We start from the raw sequence: 22,928 nt of genomic DNA on the forward strand, positions 1-22,928 counted from the left end.
TAAGAGTCGCGACTATGTCGGAAACCGATCAGCACCGTTTTGCTATGCAAGTTGCTCAACTGTCCCGCTCTTGGCGGGCAGAGTTAGACCGTCGTTTGGTGGGGCTGGGCTTATCTCAGGCACGTTGGTTGGTGCTGCTGCATTTGGGGCGTATCAATGGTTTGCCGACGCAACGGGAGTTGGCGCAAAGCGTCGGCGTCGAGGGGCCAACTTTGGCGCGTTTGCTCGATAGTCTGGAAGCCCAAGGCTTGGTCAGCCGCCAGGCCGTGCCAGAAGACCGGCGCGCAAAAAAAGTTGTGCTCAGCCCAGAAGCTTGGCCAGTGATCGAGAAGATCGAGGCCATTTCCAGTCAGCTGCGTAAAGAAGTCTTTGCTGGTATCGATGAGGAAGAGCTGCGTCGTTGCCAGAAGGTTCACGCCCAGGTCCTGAGTAATCTGGAAAAACTCTAAATGGCCAATGATCTCCAAGCGCTGCAGCAGCGCTTTGGTGCGCGTTATCCGCAGTATTTGTTGGCCATCCTCATGCTCAGCACCATGTCTGTGGTGCTGGCTGCTACCAGTATCAACGTAGCCCTGCCGGCGATCATGGCCGATTTCACCATCGGCTTGCCGTTAGCGCAGTGGCTGTCCACCGGGTTTCTCGCCGCCATGACCGCCGGGTTACTGCTTGCAGCATGGGCGCAGGCGCGCTTCGGCCCACGACGCACCACGCAGGCGGGGCTCTTGCTGTTTTGTGTGGTGTCCTTGCTTGCCTTGGTGGCCGACAACGCCGCTGAGCTGATCGCGGTGCGAGTGATTCAGGGCTTCTGCGCCGGGGTGGTGCAGCCGTTATCTACGGTGCTGATTTTTCGCGTATTCGCTTCCGGTGGCCGGGGTCAGGCCTTGGGTATCTATGGCTTTGGCGTGATGCTGGCGCCATCCCTTGGCCCCGCGGCGGGTGGCTATCTGGTCGATCATTTCGGTTGGCAGGGGATCTTCTGGATGCCGCTGCCCCTGTGCGTGCTGGCGCTGTTGGTGAGCCAGTGGTTGCTGCCGGATGAGCGTGAATGTCAGGTGAAGCGTCTGGACGTCCAAGCGTTTATTTGGCTGTGCGTGGCGATCTTTGCTCTGCTGGGCTGTTGTGCTGAGGCGCAGCGCTTTGCTTGGACTGAGCCGCGGGTTTGGTTGCCAGGATTGCTGGCGCTGCTCAGTGGCTGGATCTTTATGCGCCGCAGCTGGCGGGCTGAGCAGCCGCTCTTACCACTGGGCCTGTGGCGCCATGCGGGTTTTCGCAGTGCCAGTTGGGTCGCTCTGACTTTGGGTTTTGGTCTGTATGCCTCGACTTATTTGATCCCGCTGTATCTGCAAACGGTGGAGGGCTTCAGCGCGGGGCAATCCGGCATGCTGCTGTTACCGGCGGGTTTATTGATGGGCTTGGCCTCGCTGACGGCAGGCATGCTCAGTGATCGTCTGTCTTCGGCAGTGTTGCTCTGCGCCGGCTTGCTGCTATTTGCCATCGGTAGCGCGGGTCTGGCCTGGTTGGAGCAGGGCGCGGCGTTTTTGCTGGTGTGTTTTTGGGCCTGTGTCGGACGCATTGGCTTAGGTGTGGTGCTGCCGGCGTTGAATACCGGCTCTTTAGACATCCTCAGTCCGCAGGAGCTGGCACAAGGAGCCGGCGCCATTACCTTTGTCAGGCAGCTGGGCGGTGCCTTTGGGGTTAACCTGCTGACCTTTTTCTTAGAGTGGCGCCAGCGTGCCGGCGGTGCGGACTCATTGGCCGTTCTAAATGCTTTTAAGCAGAGTTTTTGGCTGATGGCGGCGGTGTTTGCCTTGACTCTCGTAGCGGCTTACGGCGTTAAGTCGACAAGATCCTGACACTTCATTGCCCTAAAAATAATCCTGTCATTTTATTGACCGCTCAGCTATTCTGCTTCCGGTGATGGCTATTTGCTATGAATTGGTTTTTTAGGATGCATCAGCACTGCCACCGTTGGGTTAACAAGGACTGCAGCGCCCGACGCATCCTCCGCGCCGCCCAGAACTCCTCGATGCAGGATGCTTACGCACAAGCGTGAAGGGGGAGGCAGTTTAGCGGCTTTATTGAGAGCGTTAATGATGGCTACGGTCCGTCACTTACTTATCGGCCTGGCATCCAGTACTGCCCTTTATTCAGGATTTGCCCCAGCACTTGGGCTGGGAGATATTGCCCTGCATTCAGCGCTCAGTCAGCCGCTAGATGCTGAGATCGAATTATTAGATGTGGCCGACCTCACCTCGGCTGATCTGCATGTACGCCTGGCGCCGACAGAGATCTATCAGCGTGCCGGGGTCGAGCGTTTATACGCCCTCAATGACCTGCGCTTTACGCCGCTGCTGCGCGGCGCCAAAAGTGTCATTCGGGTGGTATCGAGTCAGCCGATTCGCGAGCCGTACCTCAACTTTATCGTCGAAGTGCAGCGCCCTAACGGCCAGCTCTACCGTGAATACACTTTACTGTTGGATCCGCCCGAGTCGGCGGCCTATCGCAATGTGGCGCAAGCAGTAGCGCTAGCTACGGCGCCGACCAGTGTCACAACTGCTACTGCGGCTGCTCCCACGGCAGGCCATGCCGTTCGGGCCCCCGCGGTGTTACCTAAGGCCAGTGCGGGCAAGAGCTACACCGTCGCCAGTGGCGACAGCCTGTGGCAGATCGCCAACCGCTTGAACCCCGGCCAACACTCGCAGCAGGCGTTGATGGCGGACATCTACGCGTTAAACCCCAGTGCCTTTGCCGGTGGCGACAGTCACCGCCTGCTGGCCGGGGCCCAGTTGCGTTTGCCCGATAGTGTTGCAGCCGTGCCAGCGCCTGTGGTGCCTGCCGCCGAGGAGGCCCAAGCCGAGGCTGCTCAAGCACCGGTTGCCGCTCCCCGCGAAGCGGTGTTGAGCATTGACCCTGAAGAGCTATCAGCACAGCCGAAGCCGGTGAGTCCGCAGGAGCAGGTCAAGCTTGAGCAACAGCTCGACAGTCAACTGGCCGAGACGATTCAGTTGCAGCAAAGCCTGGCCGAACTCGGGGCGCAGGTGCAGGATCTGCGCGAGCAGATGAGCGTGCGTGATAAGCAAATCGTCGCCTTGCTGGCGCAACTGGCCGCACGCCAGAGCGAGCAGCCGCAAGTCGCTGAGGTCAGCACCGCTCAGTTGCCAAGCGCGGCCAATCTCAATCAGGGCTGGTTAGCGGCTATCAGTGTGGCACTGGGCGCGGCTTTGTTGCTGTCCGCTGGCTGGTGGTGGCGGGCCCGGCATAAGCGCGTTGAGCCTGCGACTGTAGCGCAAAGCGCGGCGCTGTCAGCGCCTCCTTCGCCCGCACGGGCGCGCAACTTTGTTCACTCAGCGGCTGCTTTGCGCCAACCCGCTATGGCCAAGGCGCAGCCGCTGGATGCCTTGCAAAGCGCCAACGTGTATATCGCCCATGGTCAGCTCACCGAGGCAGCCAATACTTTACGACAGGGTTTGGCGGAAACACCGCAGCGCAGTGATTTGGCGTTTCGGCTGCTCGAAGTGCTGGCGCTGCAAGGCGATGGGCAAGGTTTTAGCGACTTAGAAGTACAGGTGCGTAGCAGCGGTTTTGCGCCGGCGCGCCTCGATCAGCTCAAAGCGCAATACCGCCACTTGTTTAGCTCGGCTCCGGCAGGCCTGCTCGATGACGCTGTGCTGAACTTGGATGATGCGCCTGAAACCAGCCTGGCCGATGCCCCTCAGCTTAATCTGCATGACATCGCGCTGGATGCCGACTGGGATCAGCTCAGCCCGTTCAGTGCTTCGTCTGCCGCGCAGCCCGCACCACCGCCTGTGGCGGGCAGCTGTGAATTGTTTGCGCCGATCGGCCACCGTGATGCACGCAGTCCTTTTGCCGAAAGCATGTTGGTTGAGGAGGCCTATCACGACAGTTGCAGTGGCGAGGTTTTGACGCTGGATCTGCCGGAGCTTGAAGTACTGTCCGCTGCCGGCGCTGATCCGAACAGCAAGCTCAGCAGTGCCATTAGCTATATCGAGCAAGGCAGCCTGGACAGGGCCAGCGAGGTGCTGCGCCAAGTGCTCAGTGAGGGTGACGAAGCGCAGCAGCAACAAGCTCGGCAGTTGTTGCAAAACATCGCCTAAGGGCTGCAAACCTTTAGCAAACGCCCGTGTGTCAATGCTGCGCGGGCGTTTTTGCTGGGCAGGACAGGTTATTATCGCCGCCTTATTGAGCAGCTTTACTCAAGGCGAGGCGTGATATGTCCAGTCCCAAGGCCGAGGTGGTAATCACCTATTGCACCCAATGTCAGTGGCTGTTGCGGGCGGCTTGGCTCGCTCAGGAATTACTCTCCAGTTTTAGCGATGATTTGGCTCGGGTCAGCCTTGAACCAGCCAGCGGCGGGCAGTTCCGTATCACCTGCGATGGCGTGCAGATCTGGGAGCGCAAAGCCGATGGCGGTTTTCCCGAGGCCAAGGTGCTCAAGCAGCGGGTGCGCGACCTGATTGATCCGGGGCGCGATCTCGGCCATAACGACCGGCACACCCCATAAGCGCTTATTTGGCCAGGCGCGCCGACAGCACAATCGCGCCGATAATCAGCACGCCGCCGAGCAGCATGCGCAGCGTCGGCTGCTCGCTGAACAGCAGCCAAGCGAAGGCGATGCCATAGATCGGCTCCAGAGCAAACACCACTGCGGTGGTACGCGCTTTGAGCACCTTGAGGCTGGCGACGAACAGGGTGTGGGCGACGCCGGTGCAGAACAGCCCCAGCATGGCCATCCACCACCAATCGATGGCGCGCACGCTGCCCAGGTCGCTCCAGGCCAGCGGCAGGAACATCACAATCACCACCAGATTCTGGTACAGCGCCGACTGCACGGGCTCAATGCTGCGTGTGTTAAAGCGGTTAAGCAGCGACAACAGGGCAAACAGCAGTCCTGAGCCAACCGCCCAGAGCAGGCCGCTGGTCGCTTGGCTGCCGAGGTCAAAGTCGGGCGTGACCAGCACTAAGCCCGCGCACACCACCGCGACCATGGCAAATTCGCTGGGCCGAGTGCGCTCGCGAAACAGCAGGCCCTCGAGCAGCACGGTAAAGGCCGGGAAGCTGGCAAAGCCCAAGGTCGCGATGGCCACGCTGGACACTTGCACGGAGTGAAAGAACATCCACCAATGGCAACCCAGCAATACACCACTTAGGATCAGCAGGTTGGTTTGACGCAGATTCAAGCGTTGCAGTTTGGCCTGACTGAACAGCTTGGTGAAAAGCAGCAGCACCACCACGGCAAACATCGCCCGGCCGGCGGTGATAATTTGTGGACTGCTCAAGGCTAACTTGCCGAAGATTCCCGATAAGCCAAACAGCAGCGCGCCTAGGTGCACAGCCAATAACGCATTTCGTAAGGTCATGCCAGGCGTGCACCGTTAGCCAGAGGCTTGTCGAAGCCGGCTAGCACCACTTTGTTGTCGGCGTCATACGCCCCAGTCACCAGCACCTCCGAACGTATGCCGGCGATGCGCTTGGGGGCGAAGTTGCATACACACAGTACTTGGCGGCCGAGCAGCTCGTCCGGCTGATAGTGGGCGGTGATTTGCGCACTGGACTGCTTAATGCCCAGCTCGCCTAAGTCGACTTGCAGGACATAAGCGGGTTTTATCGCCTTGGCATTCACTTCGGCGCTGATCACTGTGCCGACGCGTAGCTCGACCCGTGCAAAGTCTTCCCATTCGATTTGCGACATCACCCACTTCCTGTTCAACAAGTACTGGTTAGAGGCGCCAGTCTAGTGATTTCGGCAGGCTAAATCTGTCGTCAGACTTGCGCGTTTTAGCGCGCATCTCGCGCGATGCGTTAGTGACCGGTTTGGCGCAAGGCGCGGGGGCTGCGTCCAAAGTGACGGGAGAGGGCGGCAGTAAAAGCGCTTTGCGAGTTGTAGCCCACCCGCTGGGCAATCTCGCCAATGGCCAGGTGGGTTTCTTGTAATAACTGCCTGGCCAGCTGCAGGCGCCGGCCACGCACATAGTCCATCGGCGTTTGCCCGGTGGCGGCAAGAAAACGCACATGGAAGCGCGCGGCGGAAAGCCCGGCTAAGCGGGCCAAGTCGTGGACCTGCAAGGGATGGGCCGCGTGTTGGTCGATATAGGCATCAAGCGCGGCTAAGGGCAGGCTATCGACACTAGGCGACAGCGTGCTGGCACTGGCGATACTGGCCAGAAGCAGCGCGGCGCCTTGCTGGGCAATGACTGGATCATGCACGGGGCTGGCGGCTAACCAGTTAACCAGCTGGGTCTGCGCCGGGTTAAGGCTGATCGAGGCGGGCTTTTCCAGCAGGCGCTGGGTGGCATCGGCATGCCCTCCCAGTTGTTGTTGCAGCCACTGGGGTTGCGGCACATCCAGCACCAGGCATTGGCTGCCACGGCGGCTGCCGCAACTGTGCTGGGCATTGCCCGGTACCACCGCCAGGGTCTGGCGCAGCACCTGGCTGCCACGTCCGTCGATCTCAAAGTCGAGCTGGCCGCTGAGGCCAAATACCAGCTGGGCGTGGTCGTGGCTGTGGCTGAGCAATTCGTGGCTGTAGTGACGCACCGATAGCAGCGAGGACATGCGAGGCTCCTGGTTCCAGCCGCGAGTCTAACAGGGCAAAGACCCTCGATTCTAAGCTGAATGTAGGGCGTTAAGCGCAGATTCATTGTCATCTGACAGACATCTTGTCGTCATAGTTATTTCACCACTGTTACGGACACTCCAAAAAACAGCCGGAGGTCGCCCATGACTAGTGCCCAGCGTGTCCCGCCCAGCCGTAAGCAACGAGTCCGCACCCTGTGGATTTCTGATACTCACCTAGGCACCCGCGACAGTCAGGCCGAGCATCTGGCGGCGTTCCTTAAGCGTTATCACACCGACAAAATTTACCTAGTGGGCGACATCATCGATGGCTGGAAGCTGCGTAGCGGCGTGTATTGGCCGCAGGCGCACACCAATGTGATTCGCCGCCTGCTGACCATGAGCAAGCGCGGCACCGAGGTGATCTACGTCACCGGCAACCACGATGAGTTTCTGCGCCGCTACTCCAAGTTATTGCTGGGCAATATCCAGCTGGTCGATGAGGCGGAGCATCACACCGCTGATGGCCGGCGTTTGCTGGTGATTCACGGCGATCAGTTTGATGTGATCACCCGTTACCACCGCTGGCTGGCTTTTCTCGGCGACTCGGCTTACAGCCTGACCCTCGTGCTTAACCGCTGGCTCAATCATTGGCGCCGGCGTTACGGCTATGGCTATTGGTCGCTGTCGGCGTACCTCAAGCACAAGGTAAAAACCGCAGTGAACTTTATCAGTGACTTTGAGCAGGCGATCAGCCATGAGTGCGCCAGGCGCGGCTTTAACGGGGTGATCTGCGGGCATATCCACCACGCTGAGATTCGCCAGATGGGCGCGGTGCAATATATGAATTGTGGCGATTGGGTGGAGTCGTGCACGGCGCTGGTAGAACACCTGGATGGCAGTATCAGCCTCTATCGCCTGGCCGATGATCCGTTGCTGACTCGTGCCGCGGCTGGGCTGGCGGCTGCGCCCAGCGACAGCGCTACATAATCACCTTATCGCTGAGTTTGTCGGCGGCGTGGCGCAGGGCCTCGACGATCTTGTCTTTGTCGAAGTTCTGAATGCTGTTGGTGTCCAGGTACATGGAGAAGCCCGGCAGTTCATGCTCCACATAACTGGGACTGGCGCCTAAGTCGCGGCGCAGGTCCATAACTTGGTAGATCTGCACCGGCCGGGCAAAGCCTTTGACGTTAATCTGGCCCTTGTCGCGGCACATGATGATGTCTTTGATCAATGCGTAAGTATCGTGGGAGATCAGAATCTCGCCGCAGTCCGCCGCGTGCTCGAGGCGGCTGGCCAGATTCACCTCGCGGCCGATGATGGTGTAATCCATACGGGTATCGGCGCCAAAGTTGCCCACCGTGCAGTAGCCGGTGTTGAGGCCCATGCGGATTTCCAGCGGTTTAGTAATGCCTTGGGCACGCCATTGCTGGCGCAGCACCTTCATGTGTTTGCGCATGGCGATGGCCATGGCCACGGCATTTACCGCATCGGCCTTGGCGCCCTTGGTGGCGGGGTCGCCGAAAAACACCATAACGCTGTCGCCGACGAACTTGTCGATGGTGCCGCCGTAGCGCAGGCAAATCTTCGACATCTCGTTGAGGTAGCTATTGAGCATGTCGGTCAGGGCTTCGGGCTCTAACTCCTCAGACAGCTCGGTGAAGTCTTTGATGTCGGAGAAAAATACCGTGAGTTTTTTCCGCTGGGTTTCTAGGCGCACGTTTTTTTTGCCGTTAAAGATGGACTCCCAGACTTGCGGCGACAGGTATTTGGCCAGGTTGCGCGCTAAGCGTGCGGCCTTTTCTTGCTCAAGGGAGATCGCCCGGCGTGCATGATCCAGGCGCAAGCCTTGCAGATGCACGTAGTAAGCGGTGACGCAGATATACAGTGTGGTGAAGCCGATACTGACCAAGGTCAGCAGCAGCGGTGCATTCAATTGGATGGTCGGTTGCACCACCGCAGCGCTCAGCGCGGCGCCAGCGATGCCGACCACCAGGGCGATGAGCAGGTAGCGAATACCGCCACCGACCAGCGCACTGAAGCTCAAAATCAGCAACGACATCAGGCTCGGTACTAGGGCGAAATGCAGCAACGGCAGCACGGCGCCATAGTGCAACGCATCGACCAGCAGCAGACCGACTTTGCAGTGCAGGGGGTAATCGTCTTTAAAACGCAGCTTGATCTGATAAGCCAGGTGCGGATAGAGCAGGGCGTAGGGCACTAGCCACAGAATGCTGTATGAGAAATAGTGGCTGTAGGTGCCGGCCGCGATGCTGGCAGCGACCACCATATAAGCCAGAATGCGCGAGTAATGCTCGCGCAGATTGGAGTGAATCAAGGCAGCTTGTGCGCTGTTGACGTTCATCCGTTGAGGCAACCCCCGGCAGCTTTAGCCGCGCCCTGTTGGGGGCTTGGCGACGTAACGAACTGCTACGCTTTGTGACGGGGATCATAACTAGGGCAGAGCCAGTCGCCAAGCACAACTAGCACTTAAGTACTTGTCTGTGCTTGCTTGGCGCGCTGTTGGGCTTAAATCCTACTAAAACTTAATACGGCCGGTGAACGCATCTTTGAGCATGACCCAGTCGCCCATCAGCGAATACAGCGGGTAATCAAAGGTGGCTGGGCGGTTCTTCTCAAACACAAAATGGCCCACCCAGGCAAAGCCATAGCCAACCACTGGCAGGGCCAACAGCCACAGCCACTGTTGGCTGAGCAAGACATAGCCAACCAAGGCTACGATCAACAGGCTGCCGACGTAATGCAGGCGGCGGCACACGGCATTGCTGTGCTCTTGCAGGTAATAGGGGTAAAAGTCAGCGAAACGGGTGAAGCGTGCTTGGGTCTCAGTGCTCATCACGGGCCTCCTGTTATGGCTGGTGTGTGCTTGCATACGCGCATCTTTGGCCTAGTCATCAGTCTAGGTCGACTGGCGAAGTGTTCCACTGACATTGGGTGCCAGTTTAGTATCCTTGTGTCGCCCACCTTACCAATAAGAACAAGTTATGAGTGAACGTACGACATCTTCCAGTTGGGCTTCGGGAATAGTTGCTGCGCTGGAGTTGGGCGGGGTTGATTGCCACAGCCTGTTTCAGCAACTGGGCCTTAACTACGCTGCCTTGAGCGATCCTGATGCGCGTTTTACCCAGGATGCCATGACCCGTCTCTGGCAACTGGCAGTTGATGTGTCTGGTAATCCGGCAATCGGTCTTAATATGGCCAAGGTGCTGCGCCCAGCGTCCTTGAGCGTGGTTGGCTATGCCGTGATGAGCAGTCGCAACCTCGCCGAAGGCTTTGCGCGTTTGGTGCGCTATCAAAGGATTATCGGCGAGGGTGCTGACGTCAGCTTTCAGGCCACGCGCGAAGGTTATGAGGTGCAGATGAGCATCCATGGTGATCGCCTGCCCGCTGTGCGGCAAAGTGCTGAGGCGTCCCTTGCGCATTCTCTGGCTTTTAGTCGCTGGCTCACCGGCAAGACGCTGAAGCCGCGCTGGGTATGCCTGATGGGTGAGGCGCCTAAGGACTTAAGCGCCTATCAAGAAGTGTTTCAGTGCCCGCTTAAATTCAACTCGACACAGTACGCCATGCTGTTTGAACGGGCGGATCTGGACGCGCCGCTGCCGTCGGCCAACGAAGCCTTGGCGCAGATCCATGATCGCTTTGCTGGGGACTATTTGGCGCGCTTTAGCGGCAGCCGGGTGACCCATCTGGTGCGGCAGGTGCTCTGCCGGCTGTTGCCGCAGGGCGAGCCCAAGCGCGAGGCGGTGGCGCAGGCGCTGCTGTTGTCGGAGCGCACCTTGCAGCGGCGCTTGCAGGATGAGCAAACCAGCTACCAGCAAGTCTTGGATGACACTCGCCGTGAGTTGGCCGAGCAGTATCTGCAACAAGCCAATCTGACCTTGCTGGAGATTTCCTACCTGCTGGGGTTCTCCGATCCGAGCAACTTCTTCCGCGCCTTTCGCCGTTGGTTTGACAGCACTCCCGGCGAGTACCGCGTGCGGGTGCTCGCCTCAGTGGCGCCAAAAGGCCGGTAGCATCAGGACCAGCACAGTGAGGATCTCCAGCCGGCCAAGCAACATGCCCAGGGTCAGCAGCCACTTGGCGGTGTCCGGCAAGCTGGCGAAGTTACCGGCCGGGCCAATGATCGGGCCCATGCCCGGGCCCACGCCGGATAAGGTGCTGGCTGCGCCAGTCAGCGCGGTGATCCAGTCCAACCCGCACAGGGTCAGGGCCAGCGCCAATACGGCAATGGTGATGGTGAAGAAGAACGAGAAGGTCAAGATCGAGCGGACGATGTCTTCGTCCAGATTGTGCCGGTTGTACTGCTGCTTGATCACCGCGCGCGGGTGCACCAGTTGCATCAAGTTAGCCTTGAGCAGCGTGTAAGCCACCTGGAAACGGAAGATTTTCAGACCTCCGGCCGTGGACCCCGAACAGCCGCCGATAAAGCCCAGATAGAAAAACAACATGCCGGCGAAGCCACCCCACAGGCTGTAGTCACCTAGGGCCAGGCCCGTGGTGGTCATGATCGAGGTGGTGTTAAAGGCCACGTGGCGGATGGCGTCCATAAACGGCATATCGGTGGTCAGGTAATACCAAGTGCCGAGTACCACCCAAGTGCTCAGCAGGATGGTGAGAAAGCCGCGTACCTGCTGATCATTGAGCATGGCGCGAAAGTTACCGCGCAACAGCGAAGCAAATAGCACAAAGGGCAGGCTGCCCAAGATCATCAAAACGATGGTGACCCAGTGTACGGCGGGTTGGTTCCAGTGCCCAATGGACTGGTCGGAGGTGGAGAAGCCGCCAGTGGAAATCGCCGACATGCAGTGGTTGATCGCATCGAATAAATCCATGCCGGCCAGCCACAGCGCCAGACAGCCGAGCAAGCTGAGGGTCAGGTAAGCGCCGACCATGTATTTGGCGACCATATGCGAGCGCGGCATGATCTTCTCGGAACGGTCCGAGGATTCGGTTTGGAACAGGCGCATGCCACCGATCCGCAGCATTGGCAGAATGGCCACGGCCATGGCGATAAAGCCGATGCCGCCGAGCCAGTGCAGCACTGAGCGCCAGATCAGAATGCCCGGCGACATGCTATCCAGGCCGGTGAGCACGGTGGCGCCGGTGGCGGTGATGCCGGACATGCTCTCGAAGATGGCGTCGGTGACGCCCAGGTGTTGGCTGAACATAAAGGGCAGGGAGGCGAACAGGCACACCAGCACCCAGCTGGAAACCGTCAGCATGTACATATCGCGGGGACGCAAATGGCTGTCTTGAGAGCGGCCTTGAATCACCATGGCCATGCCAAACAGCATGGTCAGCAAGCTCGACCAGAGAAACGGATTAAGCTCTTGCGGGCGTGAGAACAGCAGCAAGGTCAGGGTCGGAATCAACATGCTGATGGCCAACGTCAGCAGGAAAATACCGTTGATAAAAATGATTGTCCGCAGTGTTGACCAAGCCATGCAAGGAATTCCATTTAAGCGTGACGGTGTGACTAGTCACTCTAGTCAGTTGTAGCCGTTAACACGGCGCAAAAACTTATCAGTGGCGCCAGAAGGCCCGGGTAAACAGCACTAATACGGTCAAAATCTCCAAGCGCCCCAGCAGCATGCCGATGGTCAGCAGCCATTTGGCCGCATCCGGCAAGCTGGCAAAGGTGCCGGCCGGGCCAATCACCGGGCCTAAACCTGGGCCCACGTTACATACCGCGGTGGCGGCGCCAGTCAAGGCCGTTACCCAGTCCAGCCCTAACAGAGCCAGACCTAAGGCAATGACGCCGATGGTGATGGCAAAGAAAAACGAAAAGGTGATCAGCGAGCGGACGATTTCTTCGTCGAGGTTGTGGTTGTTGTACTGCTGCTTGATCACCGCGCGGGGGTGGATCAGCTGCTGCAAGTTGGCCTTAAGCAGTACCGCCGCCACTTGAAAACGGAAGATTTTTAAGCCCCCAGAGGTTGAGCCCGAGCAGCCGCCGATAAAGGTCAGGTAGAAGAACAGCAACACCGCGAAGCTGCCCCAGCTGCTGTAGTCACCCAGGGCAAAACCGGTGGTGGTGACCACCGAGGTGACGTTAACCGCAACGATGCGTACGGAGTCCAACCAACTGTTGTCCGAATGTAGGTGCAGCCAGGTGCCAAATAGCAGGGTGACCACCACTAAAAAGCCGATGAAGCCGCGCACCTGATGGTCGCGCAGCAGTGCTTTGCGATTACCGCGCAGGGTCGCCACATAAAGGGTAAAGGGCAGACTGCCGCTGATCATCATCACTACCGCTACCCAATGCACCGCCGGTTGGCTCCAGTGGGCCAGGGATTGATCCGAGGTGGAGAAACCGCCGGTACTGATCGCAGCCATGGAGTGGTTGATCGCATCGAAGATGCCCATGCCCGCCAGCCAGAAGGCCAACCAGCCAACCAGGGTCAGGCCCAGGTAAATCACCAAGATATATTTGGCGGCCATATGCGAGCGGGGCATGACTTTCTCGCCCCAGTCCGAGGATTCGGTCTGGAACAGGCGCATGCCACCAACGCGCAGCAGCGGCAGAATCGCCACGGCCATGCCGATAAAGCCAATCCCGCCGAGCCAATGCAGCATCGAACGCCAGATCAGCAGGCCCGGCGAGCTGTGGTCGAGATCGGTGAGCACGGTGGCGCCGGTGGTGGTGATGCCGGACATGGTTTCAAAAAACGCATCGGTGTAGCTCATGTCGCGCACCAGCGTCAGCGGCAGCGCGGCAAACACGCACACCACCAGCCAGCTGGCGGTGGTCAGCAGGTACATATCGCGCGGGCGTAACTGCGCATGTTGCGGCCGCCCCGGTAGCAACAGGGCAATGCCGGCCCCTGCGGTGATCAGGCTGGACCAGGCAAACGCGCCGAGGTCATCGGTGCGCGAATAAATAAATAACGTCAGCATGGGGATTAACATGCTGATGGCCAGGGTAAGCAGGAAAATGCCGAGAATGAAGGCAATGATGCGCAGTGTCGGCAATGACATGATGTAGGCTCGGGTGTGCGGCGGCAAAGGGCGACATTCTACCCTTGCTGGGCGGGCTGTACAGCGCCGGTGGTGCCCCCTCTTTACAACGGCTTGGCACTGAATAAAATACTCGGCGCCGCCGGCCTCTCGCCGGATTCTGAGCCTCTACATCATGTCTGATAGCAATCCTTGCCTTACTTGCGGCGCCTGCTGCGCGTTTTTCCGTGTGTCGTTTTTCTGGGGTGAGTGCCAATCGGCAGGTGGAACCGTGCCGGACGACAAGGTCGTACAGATCAGCCCGCACCGGGTGGCGATGATCGGCACCGACGCGAAACCCTCCCGTTGCACCGCCTTGCTGGGCTCGGTTGGCGAAGGGGTGCGCTGCACCTTGTACGAACAGCGGTCCAGCCCGTGCCGCGAGTTTGAGGCCTCTTGGGAGCACGGCGTGCACAACCCGCGTTGTGACGATGCCCGTCGCGCCCATGGCCTGCCACCTTTGACGCCACCGCAAGCGCCCAGCGTTTCGCCGGATCGGGTGGCGTAACCAAGGCTTGCCTGTGCTTGCCCGCTAGGCACTAGAATGGCCGCCTGAATTGATTAAGAGGTGGCCAATGGATGCTCTGGATGCGCTGTTAAACCGTGTTTCTGTACCGCGCTTGGTGGCGCCTGCGCCGACTGCCGAGCAGCGGCAAGTGTTATTTCAAGCGGCATTGCGCGCGCCGGATCATGGGCAGCTACGGCCTTGGCGTTTTCTCACCGTTGAAGGTGCGGCGCTCAATCAACTCGGTGAAGTGTTTGCCCGCGCGTTGCCGGCCGATGCCAGCCCAGAGTTGCTGACGAAAACCCGCAATATGCCGCTGCGCGCACCCTTGCTGGTGGTGGTGATTGCCACCCTAAGCGAACACCCCAAGGTGCCGGCCAGCGAACAACTGCTGGCTGCCGGCTGCGCCGCCCATGGCATTTTGTTAGCCGCCCATGCGCAAGGTATTGGCGCGGTCTGGCGCACTGGCGAGCTGTCGTATAACCGCCAGGTCGCGGCGGGGCTGGGCCTGGCCGAGAATGAGAACATCGTGGCTTACCTGTACTTGGGCACCGCCGAGCGCGCCCTGCGTGACGCGCCTAAGCTCGAGGTCAGCGACTTTGTGCAGAGCTGGTCGCAACCCGCTTAAGCGCTGTGTTGCGCGAGCGGCAGTTGCAAGCTGGCACTAAAACCACCTTGCGGGTGGTTGGCCAGGAGCAGACTGCCGCCATGGCGCTCGGCGGCGCGCCGGGCAATGGCCAAGCCGAGACCGTGGCCGCTGTTGGCCTGACCGGGAGCGCGATAAAACGGCTCGCCGAGATGGGCTAAATGTTCTGCGGCCACGCCGGGCCCATGATCGCGGACGCTGACAATCAGCTGCTCCGCATTGCGCCGGGCCTGCAACTCAATGGCTTGTCCGGCCGGGTTGAAGCGCAGGGCATTACGCAGCAGATTGTCCAGCGCCCGTTGCAGTAAATCCGGCCAGCCATTGAGGCTTAGGTTCGGCTCCACCTGAATATTGATCTGCTGATGAGGCGCCTCGATGCGGGCGTCATCGCACACTTTGCCCAGCAGGGCAGCGATGGCCACCGGCTGCGCCGCGCCACTGTCGGCATCGACCCGGGCGAGGTCGAGAATCTCACTGATCAGCGCTTCTAAACGGTCGCACTCCTGGCTGAGACGCGGCCAGTATTTTTGCTGTTCGGCTGAATTGGCCCGCTCCGTCAGGGCCAGAGCGATGCGCAGACGCGCCAGGGGGGAGCGCAGCTCGTGGGAAACGTCGCGCAGCAATTGGCGTTGGCTGCTGATCAGGCCCTGGACCCGTTCGCCCATGCGGTTAAAGTCAGCGGCCAGTACTCCCAGCTCATCGCGGCGGCCGGCCAGCTTAGCCAGGCTGCTTTTTTGGTAAGCGGTCTGCCCGAGGTCGTGTACCGCGCCGCGCAAACGGTTAAGTGGGCGGGTGATCGACAGGGTCAGCCAGAGACTGAAACAGGTCAGCACCAACACCGCGATGCCTAAGGCGCTGAATGGCCAGAGCAAGCTTTCGCGCTGCCAGGAAGCCAGCGCCGGGAAGGGAATGCGATAGATAAACAGATAGGTTTCACCGCTCTTGGCGCTGGTGTATTCCGTGCTTAGGCGGCGCCAGGGCAAGTGTTCTTTCTTCGGGTGGCGGGCCTCAAAGGCAGCGGCGCGGGGAGGGAAGGTGCCCTTGATCACGGGATGACCGTTTTCATCGAGCACCTGCACATCGATGCGAAACTGGCGCTTGTGGTCTTCCAGTAACTCTTGCGCGGCGGCCGCGCCTTGGCTTTCGAAGCGTTGTGTCCACTGCTTGGCTAAGTCACGCACGGCTGGGTGCTGGCTGAGCAGCCAGGCGTCTTGGTTGAGGGCGCGGCCGAGCAGAATCGACAGCCCGGCTACCAAGGCAATGGCCAGCCAGAAGCTGGCAAAAAAACGCCAGAACAGTGATCGCACAACGGCTCCTTAAATAAATACGCCCATCAAGCTACGCAGCTTGATGGGCGGGGTGGTTCAGATCAATGCCTTAGTTCTTCTTGGCTTGCTCGGCTTGCTCGGCTTGCCAGGCTTTAAAGGCGGCGAATTCCGCGCGGCGTTCAGCCATTTTCTTTTGCTGTTCATCAAAGGTTTTTTGCTGCTCGGGTTTCAGCAGGTCGCGGATAGCTTTTTGCTGTTTAGCCTGAGCGGCCTTGAGTTCATCCTGCATGGCTGTTTTTTCGTTGGCCGGCAGTTTGTCTAAGTAACGCTGAGTGATGTCATGGCGATTTTTCAGTTCTTCGCCCATCAGTTTGCGGATTTCCCGCTGCTGCTCTTTGCTCAGGTCCAGGTCTTTGAATGGACGTGGACCTTGCTCTGCGCCATGCCGTGGGCCGAAGTCGCCGCCGCGCCGTGGGCCGTCTTCTGGCATTGCCATGGCCAGGGTGGGCAGGGTCATGGCCAGCAGTACTGCAGTCAGGGTCTTGCGCATGGTGTGTCTCCTTCTCATGGCCGGTGGATACCGGATGACTACAGTCTAGGGCGGTCAAGGTCAGGCGCAGTCAGGGCTAAGTAAAGCTTTGGTAAAGAGCGACGCGCTAGGTGCAGTAGTAGTAGCCACGGCTGCGCAGGGCGAGGATGCGCTGGCGACCATCAGGGTGCGGACCGAGTTTTTTGCGCAGGTTGCTGACGTGCATGTCGAGGCTGCGGTCGTACAGAGTCAGCTTGCGACCCAAGGCCAGTTGCGCCAACTCTTGCTTATCGACCGGCTCGCCCGGCTGCTGCAGCAAGGCTTCGAGGATGCGGCTTTCGGAGAGGGTGAGCAGCACCTCTTGATCACCCAAGGTCACGGTGCCGCGCAGTTGGCTGTAATGCAGGTCGCCGATATCGAACGGATTGCTTGCGGCCACCGGAGCCCTACGGCGCAGTACGGCGCGCAGGCGAGCGGTGAGTTCGCGGGGATCGCAGGGTTTGGCCAGGTAATCATCCGCGCCTAGCTCTAGGCCCAAGATCCGATCCAGTGGCTCGCCGCGGGCGGAGAGCATCAGCACGGGGAGCTCGGCATGCTCGCTGCGCAGTTGCTTGAGCAGTTCCAGGCCGCTGCCGTCGGGCAGCATGACGTCCAGCACCACCGCGTCGGGTTGTTCTTGCTTAAGCGCCTGGCGGGCGCTTAAGCCATCGTGGCAGGCATTGACCACAAAGCCTTCTTGGCTCAACCAACTGCTGAGCAGCTCGCAGAGCTCAATGTCATCGTCAATTAACAGCAAATTACTCATGCGATCAATTCAGCCACTCACGTCGGGTACCACGCCCACCGCGCAGCAATGCACCGGCTAAGACACCGAGCAAGGCGGCTGCCGCGCCGACCACAAACCAGGTTTGTTCTTCACTAATCAGGGGCGTGGTGCTGTTGGCTTGGGCTTCTTTAAGCTGCAGTTTGAGCCGTTGGTTTTCCTGGCGCGCGCGCTGCAATTGCGCGGCCTGGCGCTGTAGCTCCTCGTTGTCTGGCGCGCTCGCTACAGGCTGCGCAACAGGCTCTGCAACACTGGCAACGGGCGCTGCCGCGCTGGGTTGTGCCAACTGAGGTGGGGTGGTTTCTTCAGCCATAAGCCTGGCTGGCAGGCACAGCATCAGGAGCAAAAGCATTGAGCCTAGACGCATCGGAAATCCTATTGTTGGCAGTTGTTATTATGGGGGCAGCGCTGTAGTGGTTAAGGCAAGACTAACTTGAAGGGTTTTACCAGTACCGAGGCATACACACCAGCCGCCCGATACGGATCGGCATCGGCCCACTGCTGCGCGGCTAGCAGCGATTCAAACTCGGCGACGATCAAGCTGCCGGTAAAGCCCGCTGGGCCTGGATCGTTACTGTCTACTGCGGGCAAGGGGCCGGCGAGGATCAAGCGGCCTTGGCTTTTCAGCAACTCCAGGCGAGCCAAATGCGCAGGGCGGGCGGCGAGGCGTTGCGGTAGGGAGTTGTCCACATCGGTGGCATAGATGGCGTAGAGCATCGCAGTCCTTAAATTCGGCTAGTGAGTGCAGGTCGTCCGAAGCATGGGGGCGATCTACGGAATATTGAGGAATTATCGGCGTAAGCCAGCAAGAATCCCTATCTGGCGGCATAATAACAAAGATAAATTTCTCGGAAAGTGTCCCTATGGATGTTGATTTGCATTGCCACAGCACCGCTTCGGATGGCGCTCTGGCGCCCGCTGTGGTGGTGGCGCGTGCCCATGAGCGAGGCGTGCGCTTGCTGGCACTGACCGATCACGACACCCTCGAGGGTTTACCCGAAGCCGCTGCCGCCGCCGCACAGCTGGGCATGCAGTTTATTAATGGCGTGGAGCTATCCTGCACGTGGGGCGGGGCGACCATCCATATCTTGGGCTACGGTTTTGATTTGCACGCGCCCGCTTTGGTCGAAGCGCTGGACGCCTTGCACCACGGACGTTGGCAGCGTGCCGAGGAAATTGGCAAGCGCCTCGCGGCCAAGGGCATGCCCGGTGCTTTTGAGGGCGCGCGGGCGTTGCAGCAAGAACTCGGTTGCAGCGCTAACGCGCCGGCGCGCCCGCATTTTGCTGACTATTTGGTGCGCAGCGGTTACGTCAAAGACCGCGCCGAGGCTTTTCGCAAATGGTTAGGCTCGGGCAAGTTGGGCGATGTGAAGCAGCATTGGCCGGAGTTGGCTGAAACCGTCGACACGCTTCGTCGCGCCGGAGCTTGGGTGAGCCTGGCGCACCCTTGCCATTACGACTTTACTCGCAGTAAAAGACGCAAGTTGGTAGCCGACTTTGCCAGCGCTGGTGGCCATGCTCTGGAAGTGGTCAATGGCATGCAGCCGGCCGATCAGGTTGGCACCCTCGCGATTTTGGCCCGCGAGTTCGGTATGTTGGTCAGCGCCGGCAGCGACTTCCACGCCCCTGGGCAGTGGTCGGAGTTGGGCATTTACCGGCCGCTGCCGGAGGACTTGCCAGCGTTGTCGGCGCGGTTTAAACCTAGCCAAATGGCTTTCGTCAACTCAGCAGGGATTTAGCGTGAGTCAATTTTTTCAGGTCCATCCGGAAAACCCCCAAGCCCGGCTGATCAAGCAGGCGGTGGAAATTATCCGTGCCGGCGGGGTGGTGGTGTATCCGACCGACTCGTCCTACGCCATCGGCTGCCAGATGGGCGATAAAGCGGCGATTGAGCGGGTGCGCCGTTTGCGCCAGTTGGATGACAAGCACAACTTCGCGCTGATCTGCAGTGACCTGTCGCAACTGGGCCTGTTCGCCAAAATTGATACCGGTACTTTCCGTCTGCTCAAGGCCCATGTGCCGGGGCCATATACCTTTATTTTGAATGCCACCCGTGAAGTCCCGCGTTTGTTGCTGCACCCTAAGCGGCGCACCATTGGTTTGCGCGTGCCGAGTAACCCGATTGCTTTGGCCTTGCTGGCTGAGCTGGGCGAGCCGCTGATGAGTGTCAGCTTGATCATGCCCGGTGAAACCGAAGCCTTGAATGATCCCTATGAAATGCGCCAACTGCTCGAGCATCAGGTTGATCTAATCATCGACGGCGGCTTCGGTAACTTGCATGCCTCCACGGTCATCAGTTTGGCCGACGGCGAACCGGAGCTGATTCGTTTGGGTTGTGGTGACCCGGCCCCCTTTATAGGCGAGGCCTAAATGGCCGAGGTCGAAGCTCCCGACGCCCAGGCCGGCGCCCAGCAAGAGCTGCCCTTTGCCTTGGTCTATGGCCAGGCCGTCACTGAGCTGCCGCAAGATCTGTACATTCCGCCGGATGCCTTGGAAGTCTTTCTCGAGGCTTTTGAAGGGCCACTGGATTTACTGCTGTATTTGATCCGCAAACAGAACATCGATGTGCTGGATATTCCCGTGGCGGAAATCACTCGCCAGTACATGGGCTATGTCGAGTTGATGCAGGCGGTGCGCCTGGAGCTGGCTGCTGAATATCTGGTGATGGCGGCCATGCTCGCGGAGATCAAGTCGCGCATGTTGCTGCCGCGCTCAAGCACCGCCGAGGAAGAGGAAGAAGATCCAAGGGCCGAGCTGATCCGCCGCTTGCAAGAGTACGAGCGCTTTAAGGCTGCTGCCGAGGGCATTGATGGTTTAAGTCGGGTCGGCCGGGATCTGCATGTGCCTAAGCTCGATGCTCCCGAAGCGCGGGCGCGTAAGCTGTTGCCGCAAGTCAGTCTGGAAGAGTTGCTGGTCTCCATGGCTGAGGTGCTGCGACGCGCCGATATGTTTGAAAGCCATCAGGTGACCCGTGAGGCTTTGTCCACCCGTGAGCGCATGAGCGAGGTACTGGAGCGTCTTAAAGGCGGCGCATTTGTGCCCTTCGTCACGCTGTTTAGCGCCCACGAAGGCAAACTAGGGGTGGTTGTGACCTTTATGGCGGTACTGGAATTGATCAAGGAATCCCTGGTGGAGTTGGTGCAAAACGAAGCGTTTGGGCCCATCCATGTGCGCGCGCGGGCCGAATAAGCATGAATTTGAACGATCCCACTGAGCTGGCCAGTCTGCTTGAAGCCTTTTTACTGGCCAGCGGCAAACCGCAGTCCCTTGAGCGCTTATTTGAGCTGTTCGAAGAGGCCGAGCGCCCCGAGCCCAAGGTGTTTCAGGGGGCCTTGGCGATTTTGGCCAAGTCCTGCGCGGGCCGCGCTTTTGAGCTGGTCGAGGTGGCCTCCGGCTATCGCCTGCAAGTGCGTGAGCGCTATGCGCCTTGGGTCGGCCGGCTCTGGGAAGAACGACCGCAGCGCTATTCCCGGGCCATGCTGGAAACCTTGGCCTTGATTGCCTACCGCCAGCCAATCACCCGCGGTGAGATTGAAGATGTGCGCGGTGTGGCGGTTAACAGCCAAATCACTAAAACCTTGCTCGAGCGCGAATGGATCCGCGTGGTGGGCTATCGCGATGTACCGGGTAAGCCGGCGATGTTCGCCACCACCAAGGCGTTTCTCGATCACTTCAACCTCAACAGCCTTGATCAGTTGCCGCCATTAGCTGCGCTGCGTGAGCTGGAACCGGAGCCTGCGCTGGCCTTCAGCGATGAAGATCCAGCCGTGCCGGCTGACTTGCAGGCCCGCGCCGATCTGGCCGTGGCTGGCGCTGAGCCGGAGCCTGAGCCCTCCGAAGAAACCAGCTTCAGCAGTCTGTTGGCCGAACTGGATTCCATGGAGCAGGGGCTTAAGACCGACTTCGATGATTTGCCCTTAGCGGATGAGGAGGCCGAGTTGGCCGCCGCTGTCGAGGCAGAATTGGCCATGAATGCCATTGATACGGACTATGAAACCCCGGACGAGGAGGATCAGTCGCAGCAATGAATCATTTGCTGAGGCGTTCGTGGTGTCCAATCCCTGTATCAAGCTCTGTAAGTTCGACCGTGAAATTTGCCTGGGCTGTGGTCGCAGCAAGGCCGAAATCAAAGTCTGGAAGAAACTCGATAAGCCCAGCCGCCGGATGGTCTTGGCTGAAGCGCAGATGCGTTTGCTCGGCCGCGCCTTGCTGATCAGGGCGCCTAGCTAAACGTAAGTCGCGGCTGGCGGATAATCGGCTAGTCTGAATCCGTGCGTGGCCTGCGCATTTCGCGTATGCTGCGCGCCCTTTGACGCGGCAGTGGTTGTGCGCGTCTACTCACTAAGACAACACCGGGAGGTGCCCAGATGAGTGAAGTTGAAGAATACAGTCCGTCCGGCGAAAAACTGCAGAAGGTCATGGCGCGTATGGGCCTGGCTTCGCGCCGCGAAATCGAAGCGTGGATCAGCGCGGGCCGAGTGAAGGTCAATGGCGCCGTGGCCAGCTTGGGGATGCGCGTTGATCTGCACGACGCGATCGCCGTTGATGGCAAAGTGATCCGCCGCGAAGAAGCCGCTGAAAGCGTGCGCCGCGTGATCATCTATAACAAACCCGAAGGTGAAATCTGCACCCGTGACGACCCAGAAGGTCGCCCCACGGTGTTTGATCGCCTGCCACGGCCTAAAGACGGGCGTTGGATCAATATCGGTCGTCTTGACATCAATACCACCGGTTTGCTGATGTTCACCACTGACGGAGAGCTGGCCAACCGCCTGATGCACCCCTCGTACCAAATGGACCGCGAATACGCCGTGCGCGTACGCGGCGAAGTGGATGAGGAGATGATCGAGCGCCTGAAAACCGGCGTCATGCTCGAAGACGGCCCGGCGAAGTTCACCGACATTAAAGAAGCCCCTGGCGGCGAAGGCTTTAACCATTGGTACCACTGCGTGGTGATGGAAGGCCGCAACCGCGAAGTGCGGCGTCTGTGGGAGTCCCAAGGTTTGGTGGTCAGCCGCTTGAAGCGCGTGCGTTTCGGTCCGGTATTTATCACGTCCGACCTGACCATGGGCCGCTGGCGCGAAATGAGCCAGCGTGAAGTCGACATCCTCAGCGAGGAAGTAGGCCTCAAGCCGGTGGCTCTGCCGGAAATGAAAGAAAAGACCCGTGACAAGCTGGAGCGTCTGCAGCGTAAATCGGCCAAGCCAGTGGGCCGTGCCGAGCGTCCGCAGCGCACCCTGCGCCCGGCCCATGGTGGCCCTGCTGAAGGTGAGCAAGGGCGCGGTCGCAGCAGCCGTGGTGATGAGCAGCGTCCAGCGCGCACGCCGCGGCCAGCCCGGCCTGAGAGCGGTCGTGGCACGCCGGTGGCGGAGCGGCCGAGCGATGTCAGCAAGAAGCGTCCAAGCAAGCCCGGCGCCCAGCGTCCTGGCGTTGAGCTGACTGAGCGGCCGGCGCGTAAGCCCGCCGGTGCGCCGGTTAAACGGCGTAGCCAGACTGAGCGTGAGGGTCAGCGTCCAGGCTTTGGCCGCGACCGCAAGCCCGAGTAAGGCAGCGCGGCGCAAGCCGCT

General features: G+C 59.7%; 26 protein-coding genes. 14 read left to right on the plus strand and 12 right to left on the minus strand.

All coding sequences use genetic code 11. From position 1 onward, the window contains the following. Window positions 1–14: 14 nt before the first annotated feature. The 4 genes from NTD81_RS05100 to NTD81_RS05115 all read left to right on the plus strand — a co-directional run bounded on the left by NTD81_RS05100 (window position 15) and on the right by NTD81_RS05115 (window position 4,522). Complete coding sequence (locus NTD81_RS05100; RefSeq protein WP_262180147.1) at window positions 15–449, plus strand: MarR family transcriptional regulator; 435 nt, start codon at window positions 15–17, stop codon at window positions 447–449. Continuing rightward, window positions 450–1,853: a DHA2 family efflux MFS transporter permease subunit gene (locus tag NTD81_RS05105; protein ID WP_262180149.1), complete on the plus strand. Its 1,404-nt coding sequence runs from the start codon at window positions 450–452 to the stop codon at window positions 1,851–1,853. It begins immediately after the preceding gene. A gap of 384 nt (window positions 1,854–2,237) precedes the next feature. Beyond that, a complete protein-coding gene (locus NTD81_RS05110) occupies window positions 2,238–4,115 on the plus strand; it encodes a FimV family protein (RefSeq protein WP_262180151.1) in 1,878 nt (625 codons plus the stop codon). Window positions 4,116–4,231: 116 nt separating this feature from the next. After that, on the plus strand, window positions 4,232–4,522 hold the full coding sequence (locus NTD81_RS05115) for a SelT/SelW/SelH family protein (protein ID WP_262180153.1): 291 nt from the start codon (window positions 4,232–4,234) through the stop codon (window positions 4,520–4,522). Between the two features lie 4 nt (window positions 4,523–4,526). On the opposite strand, the gene NTD81_RS05120 is transcribed toward NTD81_RS05115, so the two are convergent. From NTD81_RS05120 to NTD81_RS05130, 3 genes are all read right to left on the minus strand, one after another. Next, window positions 4,527–5,378, minus strand: coding sequence for a DMT family transporter (locus tag NTD81_RS05120; RefSeq protein WP_262180155.1), 852 nt, complete (start codon window positions 5,376–5,378; stop codon window positions 4,527–4,529). Continuing rightward, the gene (locus tag NTD81_RS05125) at window positions 5,375–5,710 is read right to left on the minus strand and encodes a tRNA-binding protein (RefSeq protein WP_262180157.1); all 336 of its coding nucleotides are present in this window, start codon (window positions 5,708–5,710) and stop codon (window positions 5,375–5,377) included. Before NTD81_RS05125 ends, NTD81_RS05120 begins: the two co-directional genes overlap by 4 nt. Window positions 5,711–5,820: 110 nt before the next feature. Next, on the minus strand, window positions 5,821–6,573 hold the full coding sequence (locus tag NTD81_RS05130; protein WP_262180158.1) for an AraC family transcriptional regulator: 753 nt from the start codon (window positions 6,571–6,573) through the stop codon (window positions 5,821–5,823). A 165-nt stretch (window positions 6,574–6,738) separates the two neighbouring features. Here NTD81_RS05130 and NTD81_RS05135 point away from each other — a divergent pair, with 165 nt between their 5' ends. Then, entirely contained in the window at window positions 6,739–7,563 is an 825-nt protein-coding gene (locus NTD81_RS05135) for a UDP-2,3-diacylglucosamine diphosphatase (protein ID WP_262180160.1), read from the plus strand. Here the strand turns inward: NTD81_RS05135 and NTD81_RS05140 are convergent. Both NTD81_RS05140 and NTD81_RS05145 read right to left on the minus strand, forming a co-directional pair. Next, window positions 7,556–8,938, minus strand: a complete 1,383-nt coding sequence (locus NTD81_RS05140) for an adenylate/guanylate cyclase domain-containing protein (RefSeq protein WP_262180161.1) — start codon at window positions 8,936–8,938, stop codon at window positions 7,556–7,558. The genes NTD81_RS05135 and NTD81_RS05140 overlap by 8 nt on opposite strands. Before the next feature lie 174 nt (window positions 8,939–9,112). After that, window positions 9,113–9,430: an Mpo1-like protein gene (locus NTD81_RS05145; protein WP_262180164.1), complete on the minus strand. Its 318-nt coding sequence runs from the start codon at window positions 9,428–9,430 to the stop codon at window positions 9,113–9,115. Window positions 9,431–9,578: 148 nt separating this feature from the next. Here NTD81_RS05145 and NTD81_RS05150 point away from each other — a divergent pair, with 148 nt between their 5' ends. Further along, the gene (locus NTD81_RS05150) at window positions 9,579–10,607 is read left to right on the plus strand and encodes an AraC family transcriptional regulator (RefSeq protein WP_262180166.1); all 1,029 of its coding nucleotides are present in this window, start codon (window positions 9,579–9,581) and stop codon (window positions 10,605–10,607) included. On the opposite strand, the gene NTD81_RS05155 is transcribed toward NTD81_RS05150, so the two are convergent. Both NTD81_RS05155 and NTD81_RS05160 read right to left on the minus strand, forming a co-directional pair. Continuing rightward, window positions 10,584–12,038, minus strand: a complete 1,455-nt coding sequence (locus NTD81_RS05155) for a TrkH family potassium uptake protein (protein WP_262180168.1) — start codon at window positions 12,036–12,038, stop codon at window positions 10,584–10,586. The genes NTD81_RS05150 and NTD81_RS05155 overlap by 24 nt on opposite strands. 79 nt (window positions 12,039–12,117) lie before the next feature. Further along, the gene (locus NTD81_RS05160; RefSeq protein WP_262180170.1) at window positions 12,118–13,572 is read right to left on the minus strand and encodes a TrkH family potassium uptake protein; all 1,455 of its coding nucleotides are present in this window, start codon (window positions 13,570–13,572) and stop codon (window positions 12,118–12,120) included. A gap of 154 nt (window positions 13,573–13,726) precedes the next feature. Here NTD81_RS05160 and NTD81_RS05165 point away from each other — a divergent pair, with 154 nt between their 5' ends. Then, window positions 13,727–14,098 carry a YkgJ family cysteine cluster protein gene (locus NTD81_RS05165; RefSeq protein ID WP_262180172.1) on the plus strand — a complete coding sequence of 124 codons (372 nt, stop codon included), beginning with the start codon at window positions 13,727–13,729 and terminating at the stop codon, window positions 14,096–14,098. A 67-nt stretch (window positions 14,099–14,165) separates the two neighbouring features. Further along, on the plus strand, window positions 14,166–14,723 hold the full coding sequence (locus NTD81_RS05170; protein ID WP_262180174.1) for a nitroreductase family protein: 558 nt from the start codon (window positions 14,166–14,168) through the stop codon (window positions 14,721–14,723). Here the strand turns inward: NTD81_RS05170 and NTD81_RS05175 are convergent. The 5 genes from NTD81_RS05175 to NTD81_RS05195 all read right to left on the minus strand — a co-directional run bounded on the left by NTD81_RS05175 (window position 14,720) and on the right by NTD81_RS05195 (window position 18,078). After that, window positions 14,720–16,048 carry a sensor histidine kinase gene (locus NTD81_RS05175; RefSeq protein WP_262180176.1) on the minus strand — a complete coding sequence of 443 codons (1,329 nt, stop codon included), beginning with the start codon at window positions 16,046–16,048 and terminating at the stop codon, window positions 14,720–14,722. The genes NTD81_RS05170 and NTD81_RS05175 overlap by 4 nt on opposite strands. A 70-nt stretch (window positions 16,049–16,118) precedes the next feature. Further along, window positions 16,119–16,559 (minus strand): LTXXQ domain protein, encoded by a 441-nt coding sequence (locus NTD81_RS05180; protein WP_262180179.1) that lies wholly within the window; start codon window positions 16,557–16,559, stop codon window positions 16,119–16,121. A gap of 106 nt (window positions 16,560–16,665) precedes the next feature. Continuing rightward, window positions 16,666–17,343 (minus strand): response regulator transcription factor, encoded by a 678-nt coding sequence (locus NTD81_RS05185; protein ID WP_262180181.1) that lies wholly within the window; start codon window positions 17,341–17,343, stop codon window positions 16,666–16,668. A 4-nt stretch (window positions 17,344–17,347) separates the two neighbouring features. Next, entirely contained in the window at window positions 17,348–17,674 is a 327-nt protein-coding gene (locus NTD81_RS05190) for a translation initiation factor 2 (IF-2, GTPase) (protein ID WP_262180183.1), read from the minus strand. A gap of 104 nt (window positions 17,675–17,778) precedes the next feature. Next, window positions 17,779–18,078: a YciI family protein gene (locus NTD81_RS05195; RefSeq protein ID WP_262180185.1), complete on the minus strand. Its 300-nt coding sequence runs from the start codon at window positions 18,076–18,078 to the stop codon at window positions 17,779–17,781. Window positions 18,079–18,224: 146 nt separating this feature from the next. On the opposite strand from NTD81_RS05195, the gene NTD81_RS05200 reads away from it, so the two are divergent. The 6 genes from NTD81_RS05200 (at window position 18,225) to rluB (ending at window position 22,907) form a co-directional block, all read left to right on the plus strand. After that, a complete protein-coding gene (locus NTD81_RS05200) occupies window positions 18,225–19,100 on the plus strand; it encodes a PHP domain-containing protein (protein WP_262180188.1) in 876 nt (291 codons plus the stop codon). A gap of 1 nt (window position 19,101) precedes the next feature. Further along, window positions 19,102–19,731: an L-threonylcarbamoyladenylate synthase gene (locus NTD81_RS05205; RefSeq protein ID WP_262180190.1), complete on the plus strand. Its 630-nt coding sequence runs from the start codon at window positions 19,102–19,104 to the stop codon at window positions 19,729–19,731. A gap of 120 nt (window positions 19,732–19,851) precedes the next feature. Next, window positions 19,852–20,550 carry a segregation and condensation protein A gene (locus tag NTD81_RS05210; protein ID WP_262182043.1) on the plus strand — a complete coding sequence of 233 codons (699 nt, stop codon included), beginning with the start codon at window positions 19,852–19,854 and terminating at the stop codon, window positions 20,548–20,550. Between the two features lie 2 nt (window positions 20,551–20,552). Further along, window positions 20,553–21,389 (plus strand): SMC-Scp complex subunit ScpB, encoded by an 837-nt coding sequence (scpB, locus tag NTD81_RS05215; RefSeq protein ID WP_262180193.1) that lies wholly within the window; start codon window positions 20,553–20,555, stop codon window positions 21,387–21,389. Between the two features lie 22 nt (window positions 21,390–21,411). Next, the gene (locus tag NTD81_RS05220; protein ID WP_262180195.1) at window positions 21,412–21,591 is read left to right on the plus strand and encodes a DUF1289 domain-containing protein; all 180 of its coding nucleotides are present in this window, start codon (window positions 21,412–21,414) and stop codon (window positions 21,589–21,591) included. Between the two features lie 137 nt (window positions 21,592–21,728). Next, window positions 21,729–22,907, plus strand: a complete 1,179-nt coding sequence (gene rluB / locus NTD81_RS05225; protein ID WP_262180198.1) for a 23S rRNA pseudouridine(2605) synthase RluB — start codon at window positions 21,729–21,731, stop codon at window positions 22,905–22,907. Window positions 22,908–22,928 lie beyond the last annotated feature (21 nt).

Origin of the sequence: Pseudomonas sp. 5P_3.1_Bac2 (assembly GCF_025465995.1) — a bacterium.
GTDB lineage: Bacteria > Pseudomonadota > Gammaproteobacteria > Pseudomonadales > Pseudomonadaceae > Aquipseudomonas.